17 protein-coding genes and 1 tRNA gene are annotated in these 19,258 nt (G+C 69.9%); 8 read left to right on the plus strand and 10 right to left on the minus strand.

From position 1 onward, the window contains the following. Positions 1-52 precede the first annotated feature (52 nt). Positions 53-883, plus strand: a complete 831-nt coding sequence (locus tag ACP4J3_RS38725; protein ID WP_426541023.1) for a helix-turn-helix transcriptional regulator — start codon at positions 53-55, stop codon at positions 881-883. A gap of 9 nt (positions 884-892) precedes the next feature. On the opposite strand, the gene ACP4J3_RS38730 is transcribed toward ACP4J3_RS38725, so the two are convergent. Beyond that, complete coding sequence (locus ACP4J3_RS38730; protein ID WP_426541024.1) at positions 893-1,918, minus strand: SGNH/GDSL hydrolase family protein; 1,026 nt, start codon at positions 1,916-1,918, stop codon at positions 893-895. A 167-nt stretch (positions 1,919-2,085) separates the two neighbouring features. Between ACP4J3_RS38730 and ACP4J3_RS38735 the strand changes: the two genes are divergently transcribed. The 3 genes from ACP4J3_RS38735 to ACP4J3_RS38745 all read left to right on the plus strand — a co-directional run bounded on the left by ACP4J3_RS38735 (position 2,086) and on the right by ACP4J3_RS38745 (position 6,261). Then, positions 2,086-3,474, plus strand: a complete 1,389-nt coding sequence (locus tag ACP4J3_RS38735) for a cystathionine beta-synthase (protein ID WP_426541025.1) — start codon at positions 2,086-2,088, stop codon at positions 3,472-3,474. A 506-nt stretch (positions 3,475-3,980) separates the two neighbouring features. Next, positions 3,981-5,201: an acetyl-CoA C-acetyltransferase gene (locus ACP4J3_RS38740; protein WP_426541026.1), complete on the plus strand. Its 1,221-nt coding sequence runs from the start codon at positions 3,981-3,983 to the stop codon at positions 5,199-5,201. 277 nt (positions 5,202-5,478) lie between these two features. Further along, positions 5,479-6,261, plus strand: coding sequence for a hypothetical protein (locus ACP4J3_RS38745; protein ID WP_426541055.1), 783 nt, complete (start codon positions 5,479-5,481; stop codon positions 6,259-6,261). A gap of 53 nt (positions 6,262-6,314) precedes the next feature. On the opposite strand, the gene ACP4J3_RS38750 is transcribed toward ACP4J3_RS38745, so the two are convergent. Then, positions 6,315-6,626, minus strand: coding sequence for a hypothetical protein (locus ACP4J3_RS38750; protein WP_426541027.1), 312 nt, complete (start codon positions 6,624-6,626; stop codon positions 6,315-6,317). Between the two features lie 94 nt (positions 6,627-6,720). Here ACP4J3_RS38750 and ACP4J3_RS38755 point away from each other — a divergent pair, with 94 nt between their 5' ends. Further along, complete coding sequence (locus ACP4J3_RS38755; RefSeq protein WP_030049879.1) at positions 6,721-6,951, plus strand: DUF4287 domain-containing protein; 231 nt, start codon at positions 6,721-6,723, stop codon at positions 6,949-6,951. Positions 6,952-7,045: 94 nt separating this feature from the next. Here the strand turns inward: ACP4J3_RS38755 and ACP4J3_RS38760 are convergent, their stop codons facing one another. From ACP4J3_RS38760 to ACP4J3_RS38770, 3 genes are all read right to left on the minus strand, one after another. Next, complete coding sequence (locus ACP4J3_RS38760) at positions 7,046-7,942, minus strand: Bax inhibitor-1/YccA family protein (RefSeq protein WP_426541028.1); 897 nt, start codon at positions 7,940-7,942, stop codon at positions 7,046-7,048. Positions 7,943-8,131: 189 nt separating this feature from the next. Further along, a complete protein-coding gene (locus tag ACP4J3_RS38765; protein ID WP_426541029.1) occupies positions 8,132-9,307 on the minus strand; it encodes a 4-hydroxybenzoate 3-monooxygenase in 1,176 nt (391 codons plus the stop codon). Between the two features lie 149 nt (positions 9,308-9,456). After that, positions 9,457-9,540: transfer RNA gene (locus tag ACP4J3_RS38770), tRNA-Leu, on the minus strand. Positions 9,541-9,932: 392 nt separating this feature from the next. Between ACP4J3_RS38770 and ACP4J3_RS38775 the strand changes: the two genes are divergently transcribed. Together ACP4J3_RS38775 and ACP4J3_RS38780 are read left to right on the plus strand one after the other, a co-directional pair. After that, positions 9,933-10,703 carry an ABC transporter ATP-binding protein gene (locus tag ACP4J3_RS38775; RefSeq protein ID WP_426541030.1) on the plus strand — a complete coding sequence of 257 codons (771 nt, stop codon included), beginning with the start codon at positions 9,933-9,935 and terminating at the stop codon, positions 10,701-10,703. Next, positions 10,703-13,234, plus strand: a complete 2,532-nt coding sequence (locus ACP4J3_RS38780; protein ID WP_426541031.1) for an ABC transporter permease — start codon at positions 10,703-10,705, stop codon at positions 13,232-13,234. Before ACP4J3_RS38775 ends, ACP4J3_RS38780 begins: the two co-directional genes overlap by 1 nt. A gap of 72 nt (positions 13,235-13,306) precedes the next feature. Here the strand turns inward: ACP4J3_RS38780 and ACP4J3_RS38785 are convergent, their stop codons facing one another. Then, the gene (locus ACP4J3_RS38785) at positions 13,307-14,602 is read right to left on the minus strand and encodes a class I SAM-dependent methyltransferase (RefSeq protein ID WP_426541032.1); all 1,296 of its coding nucleotides are present in this window, start codon (positions 14,600-14,602) and stop codon (positions 13,307-13,309) included. Between the two features lie 192 nt (positions 14,603-14,794). Beyond that, entirely contained in the window at positions 14,795-16,174 is a 1,380-nt protein-coding gene (locus ACP4J3_RS38790) for an NAD(P)/FAD-dependent oxidoreductase (protein WP_426541033.1), read from the minus strand. A 526-nt stretch (positions 16,175-16,700) separates the two neighbouring features. Here ACP4J3_RS38790 and ACP4J3_RS38795 point away from each other — a divergent pair. Further along, entirely contained in the window at positions 16,701-16,952 is a 252-nt protein-coding gene (locus ACP4J3_RS38795; RefSeq protein WP_426541034.1) for a hypothetical protein, read from the plus strand. Positions 16,953-17,042: 90 nt separating this feature from the next. Here the strand turns inward: ACP4J3_RS38795 and ACP4J3_RS38800 are convergent, their stop codons facing one another. The 3 genes from ACP4J3_RS38800 to ACP4J3_RS38810 form a co-directional block, all read right to left on the minus strand. Continuing rightward, positions 17,043-18,017 (minus strand): exopolyphosphatase, encoded by a 975-nt coding sequence (locus tag ACP4J3_RS38800; protein WP_426541035.1) that lies wholly within the window; start codon positions 18,015-18,017, stop codon positions 17,043-17,045. Between the two features lie 174 nt (positions 18,018-18,191). Then, positions 18,192-18,710, minus strand: coding sequence for a DUF501 domain-containing protein (locus ACP4J3_RS38805; protein ID WP_426541036.1), 519 nt, complete (start codon positions 18,708-18,710; stop codon positions 18,192-18,194). Positions 18,711-18,760: 50 nt separating this feature from the next. Continuing rightward, complete coding sequence (locus ACP4J3_RS38810) at positions 18,761-19,237, minus strand: FtsB family cell division protein (RefSeq protein WP_426541037.1); 477 nt, start codon at positions 19,235-19,237, stop codon at positions 18,761-18,763. Positions 19,238-19,258 lie beyond the last annotated feature (21 nt).

The following is a 19,258-nucleotide window of genomic DNA, read 5'->3' on the forward strand; positions in this document are numbered from 1 at the left end:
TGTGTCCGGCAGTACCAGGCTCACGGCCCGCCGCGCGCCTACGATCGAACCCATGGACGGGGACCTGGGAGATTTCCTGCGCTCGCGCCGCGGCCGGATCCAGCCGGAGGAGGTGGGGCTGCCCGCGTACGGACGGCGCCGCGTTCCGGGTCTGCGCCGGGAGGAGGTGGCACAGCTCGCCGGGGTGAGCGTCGACTACTACATCCGCCTCGAACAGGGCCGGGGGCAGAGCGTCTCCGATGCCGTCCTGGACGCGGTCGCGCGGGTCCTGCGGCTGGACGAGACGGAGCACACCTATCTGCGTACGGTGGCCCGGCCCCGCGCCCGGGGCACGCACCGTCCGGATGCGGCGCGCGTCCGCCCCGGCGTCCAGAACCTGCTGGACAGCATGGACCGCACGCCGGCCTTCGTCCTCGGCCCCCGCATGGACGTCCTCGCCTGGAACGCCCTCGCCGACGCGGTGAGCGGCTACAGCCGTACGGCCCCCGCCGACCGCAACGTTCCCCGGCACGTCTTCCTGGACCCCGCCTCCCGCTCCCTCTACCCGGACTGGCCCGCGATCGCCGCCCAGGCGGTCGCCCACCTCCGCCTGAAAGCGGGCGAACGCCCCGACGACCGCACACTGTGCGCTCTCGTCGGCGAACTGTCCGTCAAGAGCGAAGACTTCCGCCGGCTGTGGGCGGACCACCAGGTCAAGGCCTGCATGTCCGGCGTGAAACGCCTCCACCACCCGGTCGCGGGCCTGCTGACGTTCCCTTACGAGACCCTCACCGTCCAGACGGAAGCGGAACAGACGATGGTGGTGTACACGCCGGAGCCCGGTTCGGAGACGGCGGAGAGGCTGGCATTGCTGGGGAGTTGGGCCTCCACGGATGCGGGCTGAGATGAAGCGTCACGAGGACGGTGTCACCGGCGCCCGGTCCGGTTCCGGGACGCGGCGTCGGCGGCGGCGTTTCAGCAGGGCCCACGGTCCCCTCGGACCCGTCGGCATCGCCGCCGTGACCTCCGTACCGGCCTCCGAGGCGGCCTCGGCCGCGGCGCGGGCGACCGGCAGGAAGCCCTCGCGGCGGGTGACGTCGGGGCGCTCCTCCTCCGCCGGCCACAGGCCCAGGGCCGCGCAGACCGTCGGCAGGACCGCCATCGCCGCCGTGGCGTAGCCCTCCGCGGAGGGGTGGTAGTTGTCGGGGCCGAACAGCTCACGCGGGTTCGCCGCGAACTCCGGGCCCAGCAGGTCGCCCAGGGACACCGTGCGGCCGCCCTGCTCGACGACGCCGATCGTCTGCGCGGCCGCCAACTGCCGGGAGGCCCGGCGGGCCAGCCAGCGCAGCGGCTGCTGGACCGGCTCGATGGTGCCCAGGTCGGGGCAGGTGCCGACGACCACCTCCGCGCCGGCCGTGCGCAGCCGGCGTACCGCCGCGGACAGATGGCGGACCGAGCGGGTCGGGGGCATGCGGTTCGTGACGTCGTTCGCACCGATCATGATCACGCAGACGTCGGGCGGCACGGCGGGGTCGGCGAGCACCAGCGCCACCTGCCGGTCCAGGTCGTCCGAGCGCGCCCCCGGCAGGGCCACGTTGCGCAGGATCACCGGCCGTTCCGCCACCGCCGCAAGTCCCGACGCCAGCAGCGCGCCCGGCGTCTGTCCCGCCCGGTGCACGCCCTGCCCCGCCGCCGTCGAGTCACCCAGCATCGTCAGCCGCAGGGGCGGGTCACCGGGGGTCTCATAGAGGCGGCCGTAGCGGCCGTCGGCGTTCGGCACATGGTTGTTGGTGCCGTTGCCCACGTGGCGCCTGGCCATCCGCACCTCGGCGAGCAGCAGCCCCACCGCCGCCGCGCCCGCAAGACCGATACCGCCTCCGCCGAACGCGGCGCCCGCCGCGATCCGCCGTGCCACCCGCGCCCTCGACATGCTCGCCATACGTCGCCGCCACCTCCTCATAGCCCTACATCAACTGCTTGCCCCGCACGGACCGTGGCCCAATCCCAACGGGGAGTGAACGACCTTCGGCGGGGCCCCGCGGGCCGCCTGGCCGTAGGCTGGCGGAACCACTACGACCACACCTTTTGCAGCATCCGGAGACAACGGTGCATTTCCACGACTCGATGATCAGTCTCGTCGGCAACACCCCGCTGGTGAGGCTCAACAACGTGACCAAGGGCATCCGGGCGACCGTCCTGGCCAAGGTCGAGTACTTCAACCCGGGCGGCTCCGTGAAGGACCGCATCGCCCTGCGCATGATCGAGGCCGCGGAGGAGAGCGGTGCGCTCGAGCCCGGCGGCACCATCGTCGAGCCGACCAGCGGCAACACCGGGGTCGGGCTCGCCATAGTGGCCCAGCAGAAGGGGTACAAGTGCATCTTCGTGTGCCCCGACAAGGTGAGCACCGACAAGATCAACGTGCTGCGCGCGTACGGCGCCGAGGTGGTCGTGTGCCCGACCGCCGTCGACCCCGAGCACCCGGACTCCTACTACAACGTCTCCGACCGGCTCGTGCGCGAGACGCCCGGCGCCTGGAAGCCGGACCAGTACTCCAACCCCAACAACCCGCTGTCCCACTACCACTCCACCGGCCCCGAGCTGTGGGAGCAGACGGAGGGGCGGATCACCCACTTCGTGGCGGGCGTGGGCACGGGCGGCACCATCTCCGGCACCGGCCGCTATCTGAAGGACGTCAGCGACGGCAAGGTGAAGGTCATCGGCGCCGACCCCGAGGGCTCGGTGTACTCGGGCGGTTCGGGGCGGCCGTATCTCGTCGAGGGCGTCGGTGAGGACTTCTGGCCGACCGCGTACGACCGGACCGTCGCCGACGAGATCGTCGCCGTGTCCGACAAGGACTCCTTCCAGATGACCCGGCGCCTGGCCCGCGAGGAGGGGCTGCTGGTCGGCGGTTCCTGCGGCATGGCGGTCGTGGCGGCGCTGAAGGTCGCCGAGCGGCTCGGGCCGGACGACGTGGTGGTCGTCCTGCTTCCCGACAGCGGTCGTGGTTACCTCAGCAAGATCTTCAACGACGAGTGGATGGCCGACTACGGCTTCCTGGAGGACGAGGGCCCGAGCGCGCGCGTCGGCGACGTCCTCGACGACAAGGAGCACGGCGCCATCCCGTCCCTCGTCCATATGCACCCGGACGAGACGGTGGGTCAGGCCATCGAGGTGCTGCGCGAGTACGGCGTCTCGCAGATGCCGATCGTGAAGCCGGGCGCCGGCCATCCGGACGTGATGGCGGCGGAGGTCGTCGGATCGGTCGTCGAACGGGAGCTGCTCGACGCCCTGTTCACCAAGCGGGCCTCGCTGGAGGACCCGCTGGAGAAGCACATGTCGGCCCCGCTGCCGCAGGTCGGCTCCGGTGAGCCGGTCGCCGACCTGATGTCCGTGCTGGGCGCGGCGGACGCGGCGATCGTGCTGGTCGAGGGCAAGCCGACCGGTGTGGTCAGCCGTCAGGACCTGCTGGCCTTCCTGGCCAAGGGCGGAAAGTGACGGCGAACCTGCGGTGAACTGGCCGTGTCCGCGGCGAACTTGTGGTGACCGGGGCCGCTCGGACCGACGCGGAACTGGTACGAGCGCGTCACGTTCACGCAGCACCCGCTTAACACGGGTCCGGCACATTGGTGGGTGTCGGCAGGGCGGGAGCGGCTCCCCGCCCCCGCCGGCACCCAAACGGCGTCACGGACCTCCGGAGCGGCTCCCGGACCTCCATGGACGCCACGGACGCGCAAGCCTGGCCTGACCCGGCCCGCGTCCCTCGCGGGGACCGCCGTCGTCCCGCCCCCCGGATACGGGGGTGCGGCGGTCCCCGCGCATTACTTTTCCAGCGCCTGCCCCGGGGTACTCCCCTCCTCGAAGGGTGCTGTCAGCCAGGACCCAAGCAAGCGCTTAGAAAATTGCGGCCAGGGTCACACCGCCACGTCAGTGACCTCGACCGTACGTACGGGTAACTTCCCTCACAGCCCTGCCCGACCCCCCGGTATGCCAATGGAGCCGTGATGCCCGAAGCCGTGATCGTCTCGACCGCCCGCTCCCCCATCGGCCGCGCCGGCAAAGGCTCACTGAAGGAGCTGCGCCCGGACGACCTCACCGCCACGATCATCCAGGCCGCGCTCGCGAAGATCCCCGAGCTGGACCCGAAGGACATCGACGACCTGATGCTCGGCTGCGGTCTGCCCGGCGGCGAGCAGGGCCACAACCTGGGCCGGATCGTCGCCGTACAGATGGGCATGGACCACCTGCCCGGCTGCACGATCACCCGCTACTGCTCCTCCTCCCTCCAGACCAGCCGCATGGCTCTGCACGCCATCAAGGCCGGCGAGGGCGACGTCTTCATCTCGGCCGGCGTCGAGATGGTCTCCAGGTTCGTCAAGGGCAGCTCGGACGGCATGCCGGAGACCCACAACCCGCTCTTCGCCGAAGCGGAGGCCCGCACCGCCGAGGTCGCCCAGCAGGAGGGCACGACCTGGCACGACCCGCGCGAGGACGGCCTCCTCCCCGACCCCTACATCGCCATGGGCCAGACGGCCGAGAACCTGGCCCGCGCCAAGGGCGTCACCCGCCAGGACATGGACGAGTTCGGCGTCCGCTCGCAGAACCTCGCCGAGGAAGCCATCAAGAACGGCTTCTGGGAGCGCGAGATCACCCCGGTGACCCTGCCGGACGGCACGGTCGTCAGCAAGGACGACGGCCCCCGCGCCGGCGTCACCATGGAGGGCGTCCAGGGCCTGAAGCCGGTCTTCCGCCCGGACGGGCTCGTCACCGCCGGCAACTGCTGCCCGCTCAACGACGGCGCCGCCGCGGTCATGATCATGTCCGACACCAAGGCCCGTGAGCTGGGCCTGACCCCGCTCGCCCGCATCGTCTCCACCGGCGTCTCGGGCCTGTCCCCCGAGATCATGGGCCTCGGCCCGGTCGAGGCGAGCAAGCAGGCCCTGGCCCGCGCCGGACTGGGCATCGACGACATCGACCTGGTCGAGATCAACGAGGCGTTCGCCGCGCAGGTGATCCCCTCCTACCGCGACCTGGGCATCGACCTCGACAAGCTGAACGTCAACGGCGGCGCCATCGCCGTGGGCCACCCCTTCGGCATGACCGGCGCCCGGATCACCGGCACGCTCATCAACTCGCTGCAGTTCCACGACAAGCAGTTCGGCCTGGAGACGATGTGCGTCGGCGGCGGCCAGGGCATGGCGATGGTCATCGAGCGCCTGAGCTGACGGAACGTATCCGCACTGGAACCCAGCGCAGTCCTTTGACCCAGAACCGAGGAAAGTCCGAGGTTCTGGGTCGTTTTGTGATCCAATCGCCCCCAGGATGTGACCTATCTCCCTCGCGGATGAATCACCGCAGGTCACGCCCTTCCGCCGGCAAACACCAGACCCAAGATCCTGTCCGTTTCGTGACGTTACGCACTGACAGCGGGATAGTCCGCCCTTCAAGCTGATGTAGGAAGTCGGGGGTCGACTTTGAACCGGGAGTACGTCAGTGAGCGCCATGCCGATCGCCTTGCTGCTCACCACGGCCGCCACCGGCGCCGTGGGCGTCGCCGTCCTGCGCACCCTCGTGGTGCTGCGCCGACAGGTCGCGGCCCTGCACACCGAGCTGGCACAGAACAACGCCGCCGCGGCCCGCGGTCTCGTCCCGCCGGCCCGCGTCTCCGCAGACGCCGATGAGATACGCGCCGCCGTCGCCGAGGCGCTCGCCGAGGAGCGCGAGCGGGAGCTGGCCGAGGCGCGTGCCTTCTGGGCCGCCCAGGAGGCACGTGACGCCTCCGACGCGCCCACGCTGCTGGGCCTGTCCGACAGCGAGCTGTTCCTGCCCCGCCAGGCCGATTTCGCGGGCCTGGAGCACCTGGAGCCGGTGACCGAGTCCACCGCGGACGCCGACGAGTTCGCCGGGGAGTCCCCCGAGCTGGCCGCGGCCCGCCGCCGGCACCCCTCCCACCCGGACTTCGTCCCGGCCTCGTCACCGGTCGTGAACGACCACGAGCGCACGGTGGCCACCCTGGAGGACCTGGCCGCCTCCGCCACCGAGCTGACCGACGTCCGCCCCGGCCCGCTGGGCACCCTCGACGTCTATGTCTTCGCCGACGGCACCACGCTGTGCATGACCCCGGGCCACCGCGAGACGGCCGAGCGCCTGGCGACGGCCCTGCGCGCGGGCGAGACGCCGGTGCTGCTGGGCGGTTCGGGGGTCTCCGGCGCGTACACGCTGACCTTCGCGTGCGGCGAGGAGAGCGTCTACATCCTGGCCGACCGGGTCATAGCGTCCCTCTAGGGTTCACATCCGGCCGCCCTTCCAGGGTTCACACCCGGCCGTCCCTCCAGGATTCACACCCCGGCCCGCTTCTGCGCCTCCGCGACCAGCCGCACCGCGTCCTCGACCTCACCTTCGTCGGTGAGTACGAGCGCCAAGTCGTGCGCGGCGACGGTGATCTGGTCCGCGGCGGCGAACATCCCGGCATCCGGCATCTCCCGGGGCTCCACCCCGGGCGTCTCCAGCATCTGCGCCCTGCGTGCCAGTTCCCTGGCCAGGGCCAGCGCCTGAGAAGCGCCGCCTCTTTGCAGCCGGCTCTGCGGCGCCGCCCGCAACCGGTCGGCGAAGTGATCTACGGCTTGGGTCAGACGCGTCGTATCAACCACGCCGTGAGCGTACGCGACTGTTGCCAACGGGCGAACGCTCAGGCACGGTGACCTGAAGGACCGGCTTACATCCCCTTTGCGTCCGGAGGCGCCGATGTCCCACGTCCTCTCCGAGGAGACCCACCGCAACATGCTCGCCCGCATCCCCCACTGCACCGGTCGTGAAGTCTCCGACTGGCTCCGCACCGTAGAAGAAGGCCCGGCTCTCGTTCGCTTCGAAGAGAAGGTCAGTTGGCTGCGCCACGAATACGACCTCGCGTACGGCCACGCGAAGGCGATCGTCCACGAGTACGACCTGAGGAGGGCGGCGCGCAAATTCCTCTAGGCGCGCAGAAACGACGAAGGGCCCCGGAACGAACCCGGGGCCCTTTGCCGCTGAACTACTGCTTGCTGCAGGACTACTGCGCAGCCGTCGAAGATCAGTCGCTGCTGTTGAGGATCGCGATGATCCTCAGGAACTCCATGTAGATCCACACCAGCGTCAGCGTGAGACCGAACGCCGCCAGCCAGGCCTCCTCACGCGGCGCGCCGTAGGCGATGCCGTCCTCGACCTGCTTGAAGTCAAGGGCGAGGAAGCAGGCGCCGAGCAGGATGCCGATGACGCCGAACAGGATGCCGAGCGGGCCGCTGCGGAAGCCGAGGCCGTCACCGCCGCCGAAGACCGCGAACAGCAGGTTGATCGCCATCAGCGCGATGAAGCCGAGCGCGGCCGCCATCACGAAGCCGACGAAGCGGCGGTTGACGCGGATCCAGCCCGCCTTGTACGCCACCAGCACCGCGGCGAAGACCGCGACCGTGCCGAGCACCGCCTGCATGGCCGCACCGCTGGCGATGCGGTTGTCGACGACGCTGGAGACCACGCCGAGGAACACGCCCTCGAGCGCCGCGTACGAGATGATCAGCGCCGGCGACGCCTTGCGCTTGAAGGACTGGACGAGCGCCAGGACCATGCCGATCAGACCGGCGCCGATCGCGATGCCGTAGGACCGGCCGATGTTCGCGTCGTCGACCGGCAGCAGCGCCCAGGCGAGCGCGGCCGTGACGATCAGGATGCCGAGCGTGGTGCCGGTGCGCATGAGGACGTCGTCCATCGTCATGCGGCCGGTGGTGGACGGGGCCTGGGGCGGCGCGCCGTACTGCTGGGCCTGCTGGGCGTAAGGGTTCTGCGCGTACGGGTTGCCCGCCTGCGGCTGGGCGTACGGGTTGGCCTGCGTGCCGACAGCGGCGCCCCCGGCCTGCGGCGCGGTGTTGAAGCCCGCGTAGCCGTTGTCGCGGCTGAACCCCCGTCGCGAGAAGACCGGGTTGCTGCTCCTCATTTCACTCCTCCATGATCGCCGTGCGCGACCTTGGCTCAAGAGTAATAGGTGGGCAAAGGATTGACCCTACTGCTTGGGGAGGATCTTTCCCTCGTCGTGCTGCGCAACACGCTACGCGGCCGGGTCATTCCCGGCCACGAAGGGGGTCATTCATGACCAACCTGCGACGTGGCCGGAACCTGGCGGAGATCACCCGAACGGAAACCCGGTGTACCCCTCGGCGAGATCCGTCTCCGCCGCCCTCGATCCCGCGATCCGCTCCAGCCGCGCCCGCTGGAGCCGGTCCTCGAAGGGCGTGGCATCGGGGGCCCGGTGCAGCAGGGTCGTCATGTCGTACGAGAATCGCTCGGCCTGCCAGACGCGGCGCAGACAGGTCTCGGAGTAGGCGTCGAGGAGTTCCGCCGAGCCCGTCTCCCTCTCATGGGTCAGCGCACGCGCGAAGGTGACGACGTCACCGATGGCCAGATTCAGCCCCTTCGCCCCCGTCGGCGGCACGATGTGCGCCGCGTCACCGGCCAGGAAGAGCCGGCCGTGGCGCATGGGCTCGTGGACGTACGACCGCATGGGGGTGACGTTCTTCTGGGTGATGGGGCCGCGCTCCAGCTTCCAGTCGTCGTCCGTCTCGAAGCGGCGCTCCAGCTCAGCCCAGATCTCGTCGTCGCTCCACTCCTCGGCGTCCGTGCCCTCGGGCACCTGGAGGTAGAGGCGGGAGACGGACGGGGAGCGCATGGACAGCAGGGCGAAGCCGCGGTCGTGGCGGGCGTAGACCAGTTCGTCGTGGGAGGGGGCGACGTCGGCGAGGATGCCGAGCCAGCCGAAGGGGTACGCCCGTTCGAAGACGCGGGTCAGCTCGGCGGGTATCGCCCCCCGGGACACACCCCAGAAGCCGTCGCAGCCGACGACGTAGTCGCAATGCAGGACGTCCTCGACGCCCTCGTGCCGGAAGCGCACGCGCGGGCTGTCGGTGTCCGCGCCCTCCACGGCCAGCGCCTCCGCCTCGAACAGCAGCGGGCCGCCGTCCTTGAGCTGGAGGGCGATGAGGTCCTTGCAGACCTCGGTCTGGGCGTAGACCATCACCGACCGGCCGCCGGTGAGGGCGGGGAAGTCGACGCGGTGGCGCTTGCGGTCGTAGCGCAGCTCTATGCCGTCGTGGGGCAGGCCCTCGCGGTCCATCCGCTCCCCGGCGCCGGCCGCGCGCAGCACGTCCACCGTGCCCTGCTCCAGGATTCCGGCGCGCTGGCGGTGCTCGACGTAGGCGCGGTCGCGGCTCTCCAGGACGACCGATTCGATGCCGGCGTTGTGGAGCAGCCGGGCGAGGAGGAGGCCGGCCGGGCCCGCTCCGATGATGCCGACGGTGGTGCGCATCGGTCGCTTCCCTTCACTTTGTTCGCATGGTGAAATTTCATTCACCATTTCCTGACGCGAGTCTCCGACCGCACGCGCCCGCTGTCAACGGTTGCGCGGGAACTCTTGAACCGCGGTCAACTCTTGAAGGGAGAGAAGGGTGTCGGAAGTGCCCAGAGCCGGACTTGAACCGGCACGCCCGCGAAGGGGCAGCGAGGTTTAAGCTCGCCGTGTCTGCATTCCACCATCTGGGCAGGCCATGGGCTCCGCATCGAGGTTCCGAGCCTATCGGGACGCCTCCCCCGAACAGCGGGCGGGAGGGCCGATGTTGTCTTATTTTATTGATGTCTGAGGGTGCATCAGCCCACGGAACACGCCATCCGCACTTGCCAATAGCCTTACGTGCGGCGGTCGGCGGCGCATGCGGAATGACGGAATTTCACCGTCCAAACAAGGACGCTCCACCTGTTCCCGATCCGAACAGGTGTCAGGGGTCCCCGTCATCCTCAGGTATGACACAGCCGCCCCCGGTCCATCCGCAGTCTGCCTTCGGAACCGGAACAGCGACTGACTACACGGCGGTTCCTGGCCGGGACGATGGATGCGTCCTTCGAACACACCACCGTCCCTCAGGAGCGTTCTTCTCGTGACCACCGCACCCACTGCCGCCCGGGCCACCACCGTGGCCGCGCGTGCCACGGATCTGTCGAAGGTCTACGGACAGGGCGAGACCCAGGTGGTCGCCCTGGACCGGGTCTCCGTCGACTTCCGGCAGGCCGAGTTCACCGCGATCATGGGCCCGTCCGGCTCCGGCAAGTCCACGCTGATGCACTGCGTGGCCGGTCTCGACACCTTCTCCTCCGGCTCGGTACGCATCGGCGACACCGAACTGGGCTCCCTGAAGGACAAGCAGCTCACCAAACTGCGCCGCGACAAGATCGGCTTCATCTTCCAGGCGTTCAACCTGCTGCCCACGCTGACCGCGCTGGAGAACATCACCCTGCCGATGGACATCGCGGGCCGTAAGCCGGACAAGCAGTGGGTGGATTCGGTCATCCGGATGGTGGGCCTGGCCGACCGCCTGAGCCACCGCCCCGCGCAGCTCTCCGGCGGCCAGCAGCAGCGCGTCGCCGTGGCCCGGGCACTGGCCTCCAGGCCCGAGATCATCTTCGGCGACGAGCCCACCGGAAACCTCGACTCGCGCTCGGGCGCCGAGGTGCTGGGCTTCCTGCGCAACTCCGTACGGGAGTTGGGGCAGACGGTGGTGATGGTCACCCACGACCCGGTGGCGGCGGCGTACGCGGACCGGGTGGTGTTCCTCGCCGACGGCCGGATCGTGGACGAGATGTACCGGCCGACCGCGGACAACGTCCTGGACTTCATGAAGCAGTTCGACGCGAAGGGCCGCACCTCCTGATGTTCCGCACCGCCCTGCGCAACGTACTCGCGCACAAAGCCCGGCTGTTGATGACCGTGCTCGCCGTGATGCTCGGCGTCGCGTTCGTCTCCGGCACTCTGGTCTTCGCCGACACCCTCTCCAACGCCTTCCGCAACCAGTCGGCGAAGAGCTACGACGACGTCGCGGTCGCCATCACCTCGTACGCCGGCTCGGACACCCCCGAGGGAGAGCACGGCCTCTCCGGCAAGACCCTCGACAAGATCTCCGCCGTGGACGGCGTCGCCGGCGTGTACGGCCGCGTCGAGGGCTTCGCCGGGGTCGCCGACCCCGACGGGAAGCTGATCGGCGTCGGCTGGTCCAACAAGGGCTCCAACTTCGCCCCCGGCAAGGACGGCAAGGACCCCGCCTACACGTTCACCGACGGCTCGGGCCCGCTGAAGGACGATCAGATCGCCCTGGACAAGGAGTCCGCGACCAAGGGCGAGTACCAGGTCGGCGACCGGGTGCGGGTCGCGACCAACGGGCCGGTGAAGGAGTACACCCTCAGCGGTGTGTTCACCACCGAGGACGGCGCCGTCAACGCCGGCGGCAGCCTCGTCCTCTTCGACACCGCGGTCGCCCAGAAGCAGTACCTCGAGCCGGGCCGCTTCGAGAGCGTCACCGTCACCGCCGCCCCCGGCGCGTCCGACGCGAAGATCCTGGACGCGGTCGAGCCGCTGCTGCCGGACACGGCCGAGGCCCGGACCGGCCAGGCGCTCGCGGACGAGCAGGCCAATCAGATCGAAGAGGGCATGGGCTCGCTCAAGCAGGTCCTGCTCGGCTTCGCGGGCATCGCGCTGTTCGTCGGGATCTTCCTGATCTCCAACACCTTCACGATGCTGGTCGCCCAGCGCACGAAGGAGATCGCCCTGATGCGCGCCGTCGGCGCGTCGCGCAAGCAGATCACCCGCTCGGTGCTCGCCGAGGCCGCGGTGGTGGGCCTGGTCGCCTCGGCGATCGGCTTCGTGCTCGGCGTCGGTCTCGCGGTCGGTCTGCGGTCCTCAATGGCCGCGTTCGAGATGAAGATGCCGGACGGCCCGCTGATCGTGTCCGCCACGCCGGTGCTCGCCGCGCTCGGCGTCGGTGTGCTGATCACGACCTTCGCCGCCTGGCTGCCCGGCCGGCGGGCCGCGAAGATCCCGCCGGTGGCGGCCATGAGCAGCGTCCACGCGGTGGCGACCACCAAGTCGCTGGTGGTGCGCAACTCCATCGGCGCGGCCATCACCGCCCTCGGCTCGGCCGCGATCGTGCTGGGTGCCTCGTCCGGCGGCAAGAGCGGCCGGATGTACATCGCGGGGGGCGCGTTCCTCGCGCTGATCGGTGTGATCATCCTGATCCCGCTGCTGTCCCGGCCCGTGATCGCGCTCGTCCGTCCGCTGCTGGTCGGCCCGTTCGGGGTGGCCGGCAAGCTGGCCGGCCAGAACGCGGTCCGCAATCCGCGCCGCACCGGAGCCACCGCCTCCGCGCTGGCCATCGGGCTGACGCTGGTGACCGGCCTGTCGGTGCTCGGTATCACGGTCGGCACGGCCATCGACAAGATGACCACGGACAACATCAAGGCCGACTACATGGTCTCGATGGCGAACGGCGGCGACCTCGACCAGTCCGCGCTGACGGCGCTGGGGAAGGCCAAGGGCGTGTCCGCGGTGTCCCCGCAGCAGGACGCCTACTTCGAGGTCGGCGACGACTTCGTGTCCGCTTCGGCGGTCACGCCGGGCGACATCGAGCGGGTCCTGAACGTGGACGTCGTCAACGGCGACGTCGGCTCGCTCGCGAAGGGCCGGATCGCGGTCGCGGAGAAGACCGCCAAGAGCAAGGGCTGGAAGCCGGGCGACAGCATCTCCGTCACCTTCGCCGACGAGAAGAAGGCCACGCTGACGGTCGGCGCCGTCTACAAGGACAGTGAGTTCCTCTCCCCCGTCCTCGTCGACAAGAAGATCGTCGACGAGCACGAGACGAAGCCGTCCATCCGGCAGATCTTCGTGAAGACGGACGGCGGCCAGACCGCGGCGAACGAGAAGGTCCTCATCGACGCGCTGGGCGACAACCCCGCGATCACGGTCATGGACAAGCAGGACATCCGCAACGAGTTCGGCGGCGCCATCAACACCATGCTGAACATCATGTACGGCCTGCTGGCGATGGCCCTGATCATCGCGGTGCTGGGTGTCGTCAACACCCTCGCGATGTCGGTCTTCGAGCGGCAGCAGGAGATCGGCATGCTGCGGGCGATCGGTCTCGACCGGCGCCGGGTGAAGCGGATGGTCCGGCTGGAGGCCGTGGTCATCTCGGTGTTCGGCGCGGTGATCGGCATCGGTCTCGGCGCGTTCCTCGGCTGGGCGATCGGCGAGACCATCGCGAACGAGATCCCGGGCTATGCGCTGGTGATCCCCTGGGACCGGATCGGGATCTTCCTGGTGCTGGCCGCCCTGGTGGGCGTCCTGGCCGCACTGTGGCCGGCCCGCAACGCCGCGAAGCTGAACATGCTGAACGCGATCAAGGCGGAATAGCCGTACGAAGCCCTGCGAAGCCGTACGAGCACAAGGGCCCCGCTCCCCGGAGGGAGCGGGGCCCTTGGCGTCTCAGCCCCAGGTGCGGGAGCGCAGCGGCAGCCCCGAGTCGCCGGAGTCGGGCGTGCGCACCGCCAGCACCTGGTTGACCCCGATGCGGTTGCGCTCGAAGGACACCGCGGAGGCGGCCATGTACAGCCGCCAGACGCGGGCCCGGCCGGCGCCGGTGAGCTGGACGGCGCGGGCCCAGTCGGCCTCCAGGTTGGCGACCCAGCGGCGCAGGGTCAGCGCGTAGTGCTCCCGGATCGACTCGACGTCGCGCACCTCGAACCCGGCGCGTTCGAGCTGGGTGACGGTGACGCCGACGGGCTGGAGCTCGCCGTCGGGGAAGACGTAGGCGTCGATGAACTCGTCGACGCTGTACGTCGATTCGTCGCGCTGCGGCCGCCGCCCGATCTGGTGGTTGAGCAGCCGCCCGCCGGGCTTGAGCAGCCGGTGCAGTACGTCGGCGTACTCCAGGTACCGCTCGGCGCCGACGTGTTCGGCCATGCCGATGGAGGAGATGGCGTCGTACGGCCCGTCGTCGACGTCCCGGTAGTCCTGGACGCGGATCTCCACCTTGTCGGTGAGCCCCTCGTCGGCGACGCGCTTGCGGGCGTACGCCGCCTGCTCCTGGGAGAGGGTGACGCCGACGACGCTCACGCCGTACTCGCGGGCGGCGTGCACGGCCATGGAGCCCCAGCCGCAGCCGACGTCGAGCAGCCGCTGACCGGGCCTCAGGTCGAGCTTGCGGCAGATGAGGTCGAGCTTGTCGCGCTGGGCGGCCTCGAGGGTGCCCTCCGGGGGCGGGGCCGACCAGTAGGCGCAGGAGTACACCATGGACGGGCCGAGGACGATCTCGTAGAAGTCGTTGCCGACGTCGTAGTGGTGGCTGATGGCGCGTCTGTCGGTGCGCTTGGTGTGCAGGTGGCCGTGCCGGCGCACCTCCTCGGGGGGCGGCGCGGGCGGCAGCGGCAGTCCGCCCATCTTGACCAGGCCGCGCACGGCGGCACGCACCTCGGGGTCCCGGAGCGCCTGAGCCAGGCTCCGGGCGTCCTCACCCCGCTCCCACACCAGCCCGGCCATCAGATCGAGGGCGGTGTAGAGGTCTCCCTCGATGTCGAGGTCCCCGGCGACCCAGGCGCGTGCCAGCCCCAGTTCGCCAGGCTTCCACAGCAGCCGCCGTACGGCGCGGCGGTTGCGTACGACGAGGGCGGGCGCGTCCGGCGGACCCGCCTGCGAACCGTCCCAGGCGCGGATGCGCACCGGGAGCGGTACTCCCAGCAACTGCTCGACGAGGGTCTTCAGCCGCAGCGCGGCGTCGGCCATGGCGCACACCTCCGTGACAGGTGAACCCGGAAAGTCCAACACCACGTAAACACCTGTGGGGCTTGTGCGCAGTCCCCCATGCGCGTTACAGCCAGGCAAAAAGCTGGAGGGCACAGCCCGCCGGGAACGCCGAAGGACCTCCCGCACCACGGATGGCGGAAGGTCCTTCGGTCGATCGGGCGACGGGCGCCGTCAGGAGGCCTTGGCCTTGGTCTTCTCCGGCTTGGGCGCCGCAGGCACGGGCTTCGCCGCCTCGTAGAACTCCTCGCGCGGAGTCTCCAGCGCGCCGAGCGCCACGACCTCGCGCTTGAGGAACATGCCGAGCGTCCAGTCGGCGAAGACGCGGATCTTGCGGTTCCAGGTCGGCATCGCCATGCCGTGGTAGCCACGGTGCATGTACCAGGCGAGGCGGCCCTTGAGCTTGATCTTCATCTTGCCCATGACGATCATCGCCACGCCCTTGTGCAGGCCGAGACCGGCCACCGCGCCCTTGTTGGCGTGCGAGTAGTCCTTCTGCGGGAAGCCCCGCATGCCGGAGATCACGTTGTCGCCGAGGACGCGGGCCTGACGCAGCGCGTGCTGGGCGTTCGGCGGGCACCAGGCGTTCTCGTTGCCCGCCTTGCGGCCGACGAGGTCCGGGACCTGGGCGTTGTCGCCGGCGGCCCAGATGTAGTCGGTGCCCTTGACCTGGAGCGTGGGCTCGCAGTCGACGTGACCGCGGGGGCCGAGCGGCAGGCCGTAGCGGCCGAGGGCGGGGTTGGGCTTGACGCCGGCCGTCCACACGATGGTGTTGGAGTCGACCTCGAGCCCGTTCTTGAGCACGACGTGGCCGTCGACGCAGGAGTCCATGGAGGTGGAGAGGTAGACCTCGACCCCGCGGGCCTCCAGGTGCTCCTTGCCGTACTGGCCGAGCTTCGGGCCGACCTCGGGCAGGATCTTGTCGGCGGCGTCGACGAGGATGAACCGCATGTCCTCGCGCGAGACGTTGGTGTAGTACTTGGCCGCGTCGCGGGCCATGTCCTCGACCTCACCGATGGTCTCCGCACCGGCGAAGCCGCCGCCGATGAAGACGAAGGTGAGCGCCTTGCGGCGGATCTCCTCGTCGGTGGTGGAGTCGGCCTTGTCGAGCTGCTCGAGGACGTGGTTGCGCAGGCCGATGGCCTCCTCGATGCCCTTCATGCCGATGCCCTGCTCGGCGAGGCCGGGGATCGGGAAGGTGCGGGAGACCGCGCCGAGCGCGATCACCAGGTAGTCGAAGGGCAGCTCGTACGCCTCGCCGACCAGCGGTGCGATCGAGGCGACCTTGCGGTCCTGGTCGATGGTGGTGACCCGGCCGGTGAGGACCTCCGCCTTGGGCAGCACGCGTCGCAGCGGGACGACGACGTGGCGCGGGGAGATGCTGCCGGCGGCGGTTTCGGGGAGGAAGGGCTGGTAGGTCATGTACGACCGGGGGTCGACGACCGTGACGGTCGCCTCTCCGTAGCGCATCTTCTTGAGGATGCGCCGAGCTGCGTACAGGCCTACGTACCCACCGCCTACTACGAGGATCCTGGGACGCTCCGTGGTGCTCATGCCATCGAGTATCCACCCGCCTCAGGGGGGTCGCTCGTGCGCCCCTTCACAAGCTCTTCCATGCCCTGTGCTACACTCCCCGGCCCGCGTGACGCAGCTCATGGTCACGTCTGGGAACCTGCGCACGCCTCGACCCGTTGTCAATGCCGCGTGAGCTGCCTCTCTGGCTCCGCGGACCCCCTGTGAGCGGAGCGGAACACCCTCCGCCGAGAGCCTTCCGCAGCCCTCATACACCGACCATCTGAACATGTTCAAGGGGCCGTTCACCCCTCGGAAGGGTCAACCGGCACCGATCAGTGCTCCTACAGGGCCGATTTCCTTGTGAAGAACTTCACGAACTTTCTCCGGCGGGCACCTCAGAGGCGGCCCCAAGGGGCGCTCATACGCTAACCGTGCCGCTCAGCCGATGGCTACCGGCAAGTAGCAAAACGAGACGCGAACCACCTCGCGGCAGCGGTCTGAGTCACCGTCACCCAGTAGCCACACTCCGCGCGAAATTGATCGGAAGGGCACATAACGTGCAGCCATGATCACCTCACAGAAGGCCCCCAAGCGGGCCACCAAGCGAATAGTCTCGGTCGGCGTTGCCCTCGGCATCGCTCTGGCGACGGGTGCGGCCACGGCCGCGTCCGCCGCGGCTGCACCCGCCCACCCCGTCGCCGCCAAGGCGAGTCCGAGCTACGGCGACCACGGCCACGGACACGGCCATGGCCACGGGCACGGGCACGGGCATCACGACGGAGGGTGCAGCGGCCTCCTCGTCCTCCTCTGCAACTGACGGCCGGCCCGCACGGGCTGCACGACGGCCCCAGGTCCTCGATGGAGGACCCGGGGCCGTTCCGTATCACTGGGCGGACTCAGGGCGGATTCAGTGGCCGCCGCGCTTGGCCGCCTCCGCCTCCTCCGCCACCTTGAAGGCGATGCCGTCGAGGATGTCGTGCTCGCTGACCACGACCTCCTCGGCGCCGATCCGTTCCATGATGGCGAGCAGCACCAGCGCGCCGGCCCCGATGACGTCGACCCGCCCCGGGTGCATCGAGGGCACGGCCGCACGCTCGGCGTGGGTGGAGTGCAGCAGCCGGTCGGTGATCTCGCGGACCCGGTCGAGGCCGACCCGGGAGTGGTGGATGCGCGTCGAGTCGTACTCCGGCAGGTCCTGGGCGATCGCCGACACCGTGGTGACCGAACCGGCGAGTCCCACCAGCGTCCTGGCCTCGCGCAACGGCACCGTCTCCTCGGCGAGATCGAGGGCGGCCTCGATGTCGCCCCGTATGGCCGCGATCTGCTCCTCGGAGGGCGGGTCGGACACCGCGCCGTCCCGCACGAGATGCCGCTCGGTCATCCGCACACACCCGACGTCCATGGAGCGCGCCGCCCGCACATGCTCCTCGCCGACGACGAACTCCGTCGACCCGCCGCCGATGTCCACGACGAGGTAGGGGCGGTGCAGATCCGCACGCCCCGTCAGCTCCTTGGTGGCCCCCGTGAAGGAGAACTCGGCCTCCTGGTCCCCGGTGATCACCTCGGGCTCGACCCCCAGGATCTCCATGACGCCGCGCACGAAGTCGTCCCGGTTCTCGGCGTCCCGGGAGGCGGACGTCGCGACGAAGCGCAGCCGTTCGGCGCCGTGCTCCTTGATGATCGCCGCGTAGTCACGGCACGCGGCGAAGGTCCGCTCCAGCGCCTGAGGGGCGAGCCGCCCCGTACGGTCGACGCCCTGGCCGAGCCGCACGATGGTCATACGCCGGTCCAGATCGACGAGTTCGCCCGTGGCAGGGTCGACGTCGGCGACGAGGAGCCGGATGGAGTTCGTACCGCAGTCGATGGCGGCGACGCGGGTCATGGTGGACCTTTCCGAAGTTTTAGATGTCCGAAGTTTTGGATGTCCGAAGTTTTGGCTGCCGGTCGGCTGCACCAGCCCGTCCGGCGTTTGAGGACGAGGCCCGTTCAGGGCCGACAGGGGGGTCCGGGGGCGCAGCCCCCGGGATGGGACGGGTAGGGGCGGCGGGGGCGAGCCTCATTCGGCCGCAACCACACAAGGCCCCTTCAGCCACCACTCCGGCAGCATCGCGATCGCCTCGTCCCCGAGCGGATTCACCCCCGGCCCGGCGGCCAACGAGTGCGCCACCAGCACATGCAGGCACTTCACCCGATCCGGCATGCCCCCCGCACTCGGAAACCCGGTCAGCTCCTCGATCTCGTCCCGCCGCCGAATGTAGTCCTCATGCGCGGAGCGATACGCCGCGGCCAGCTCCGGATCACTCTCCAGCCGCGCCGTCATCTCCTTCATCACCCCGTTCGCCTCCAGCGTCCCGATCGCCGACGAAGCCCTGGGGCACGTCAGGTAGTACAGCGTCGGAAAGGGCGTGCCGTCGGGCAGCCGGGGCGCCGTCTCGACCACGTCCGGCTGCCCGCACGGGCACCGGTGCGCGATGGCCCGCAGCCCGCGCGGGGGACGGCCGAGCTGCTGCTTGAATGCCTCGACGTCCGCGTCGGTGGGCTCGGTGCGCGGGGTGGGCGGCGGGGGCGTATGCATGCCTGTCTTTCTATCGTTCTGTTCGTTCTATTGTTCTGTTCGTTCGGTTCTCACCGGCCGGCGGCGTCGGCCTTGTCGACCCCGTCCCAGATGTTCGCGTACCAGGGCCGGTCCGCCTGGCTCCGGTCGGTCCGCGACTTCTTGGCCGCGTCCGGGTCGACCACGATGAACCCGGTCTCCCCGGGCTTGACATAGTGCAGCCGCTGCCGGATCCGCTGCTCGGCGTACGCGTCGTCCTGCCAGCGTGCCTTGAGGTCGCGCAGTTGCTCGACGCGCTCGGCGGCCTCCTCCCGCTCCCGCTGCATGTCGGCGATCTCGGCGCGCTGGGAGACGTACTGCCTTATCGGGTAGGCCAGCGCCACGACGAGGGAGCAGACCACCAGCGCGAGCAGTGCGGCGCGCCCGGTGAGCCTGGAGCGCCGGGCCTGCCGCTTGGTCTGGGAGCGGTAGACACGGGCCGCCGTCTGCTCGCCGAGCAGCCGGATCCTGGTCGCGGTGGAGAAACGGTCCCGGTCCTTGACGGCCATCGGCTCTCCGCCTCCCCTTTC

The organism is Streptomyces sp. UG1, from assembly GCF_049974585.1.
Taxonomy (GTDB): domain Bacteria; phylum Actinomycetota; class Actinomycetes; order Streptomycetales; family Streptomycetaceae; genus Streptomyces.

Bases quoted from the DNA above. Each gene is read 5' to 3' on its own strand.
- ACP4J3_RS38790 (WP_426541033.1), bottom strand. From the start codon at position 16,174: ATGAGCACCACGGAGCGTCCCAGGATCCTCGTAGTAGGCGGTGGGTAC.
- ACP4J3_RS38760 (WP_426541028.1), bottom strand. From the start codon at position 7,942: ATGAGGAGCAGCAACCCGGTCTTCTCGCGACGGGGGTTCAGCCGCGAC.
- ACP4J3_RS38765 (WP_426541029.1), bottom strand. From the start codon at position 9,307: ATGCGCACCACCGTCGGCATCATCGGAGCGGGCCCGGCCGGCCTCCTC.
- ACP4J3_RS38780 (WP_426541031.1), top strand. From the start codon at position 10,703: ATGTTCCGCACCGCCCTGCGCAACGTACTCGCGCACAAAGCCCGGCTG.
- ACP4J3_RS38745 (WP_426541055.1), top strand. From the start codon at position 5,479: ATGCCGATCGCCTTGCTGCTCACCACGGCCGCCACCGGCGCCGTGGGC.
- ACP4J3_RS38795 (WP_426541034.1), top strand. From the start codon at position 16,701: ATGATCACCTCACAGAAGGCCCCCAAGCGGGCCACCAAGCGAATAGTC.
- ACP4J3_RS38785 (WP_426541032.1), bottom strand. From the start codon at position 14,602: ATGGCCGACGCCGCGCTGCGGCTGAAGACCCTCGTCGAGCAGTTGCTG.
- ACP4J3_RS38740 (WP_426541026.1), top strand. From the start codon at position 3,981: ATGCCCGAAGCCGTGATCGTCTCGACCGCCCGCTCCCCCATCGGCCGC.
- ACP4J3_RS38730 (WP_426541024.1), bottom strand. From the start codon at position 1,918: ATGGCGAGCATGTCGAGGGCGCGGGTGGCACGGCGGATCGCGGCGGGC.
- ACP4J3_RS38805 (WP_426541036.1), bottom strand. From the start codon at position 18,710: ATGCATACGCCCCCGCCGCCCACCCCGCGCACCGAGCCCACCGACGCG.
- ACP4J3_RS38810 (WP_426541037.1), bottom strand. From the start codon at position 19,237: ATGGCCGTCAAGGACCGGGACCGTTTCTCCACCGCGACCAGGATCCGG.
- ACP4J3_RS38800 (WP_426541035.1), bottom strand. From the start codon at position 18,017: ATGACCCGCGTCGCCGCCATCGACTGCGGTACGAACTCCATCCGGCTC.
- ACP4J3_RS38755 (WP_030049879.1), top strand. From the start codon at position 6,721: ATGTCCCACGTCCTCTCCGAGGAGACCCACCGCAACATGCTCGCCCGC.
- ACP4J3_RS38725 (WP_426541023.1), top strand. From the start codon at position 53: ATGGACGGGGACCTGGGAGATTTCCTGCGCTCGCGCCGCGGCCGGATC.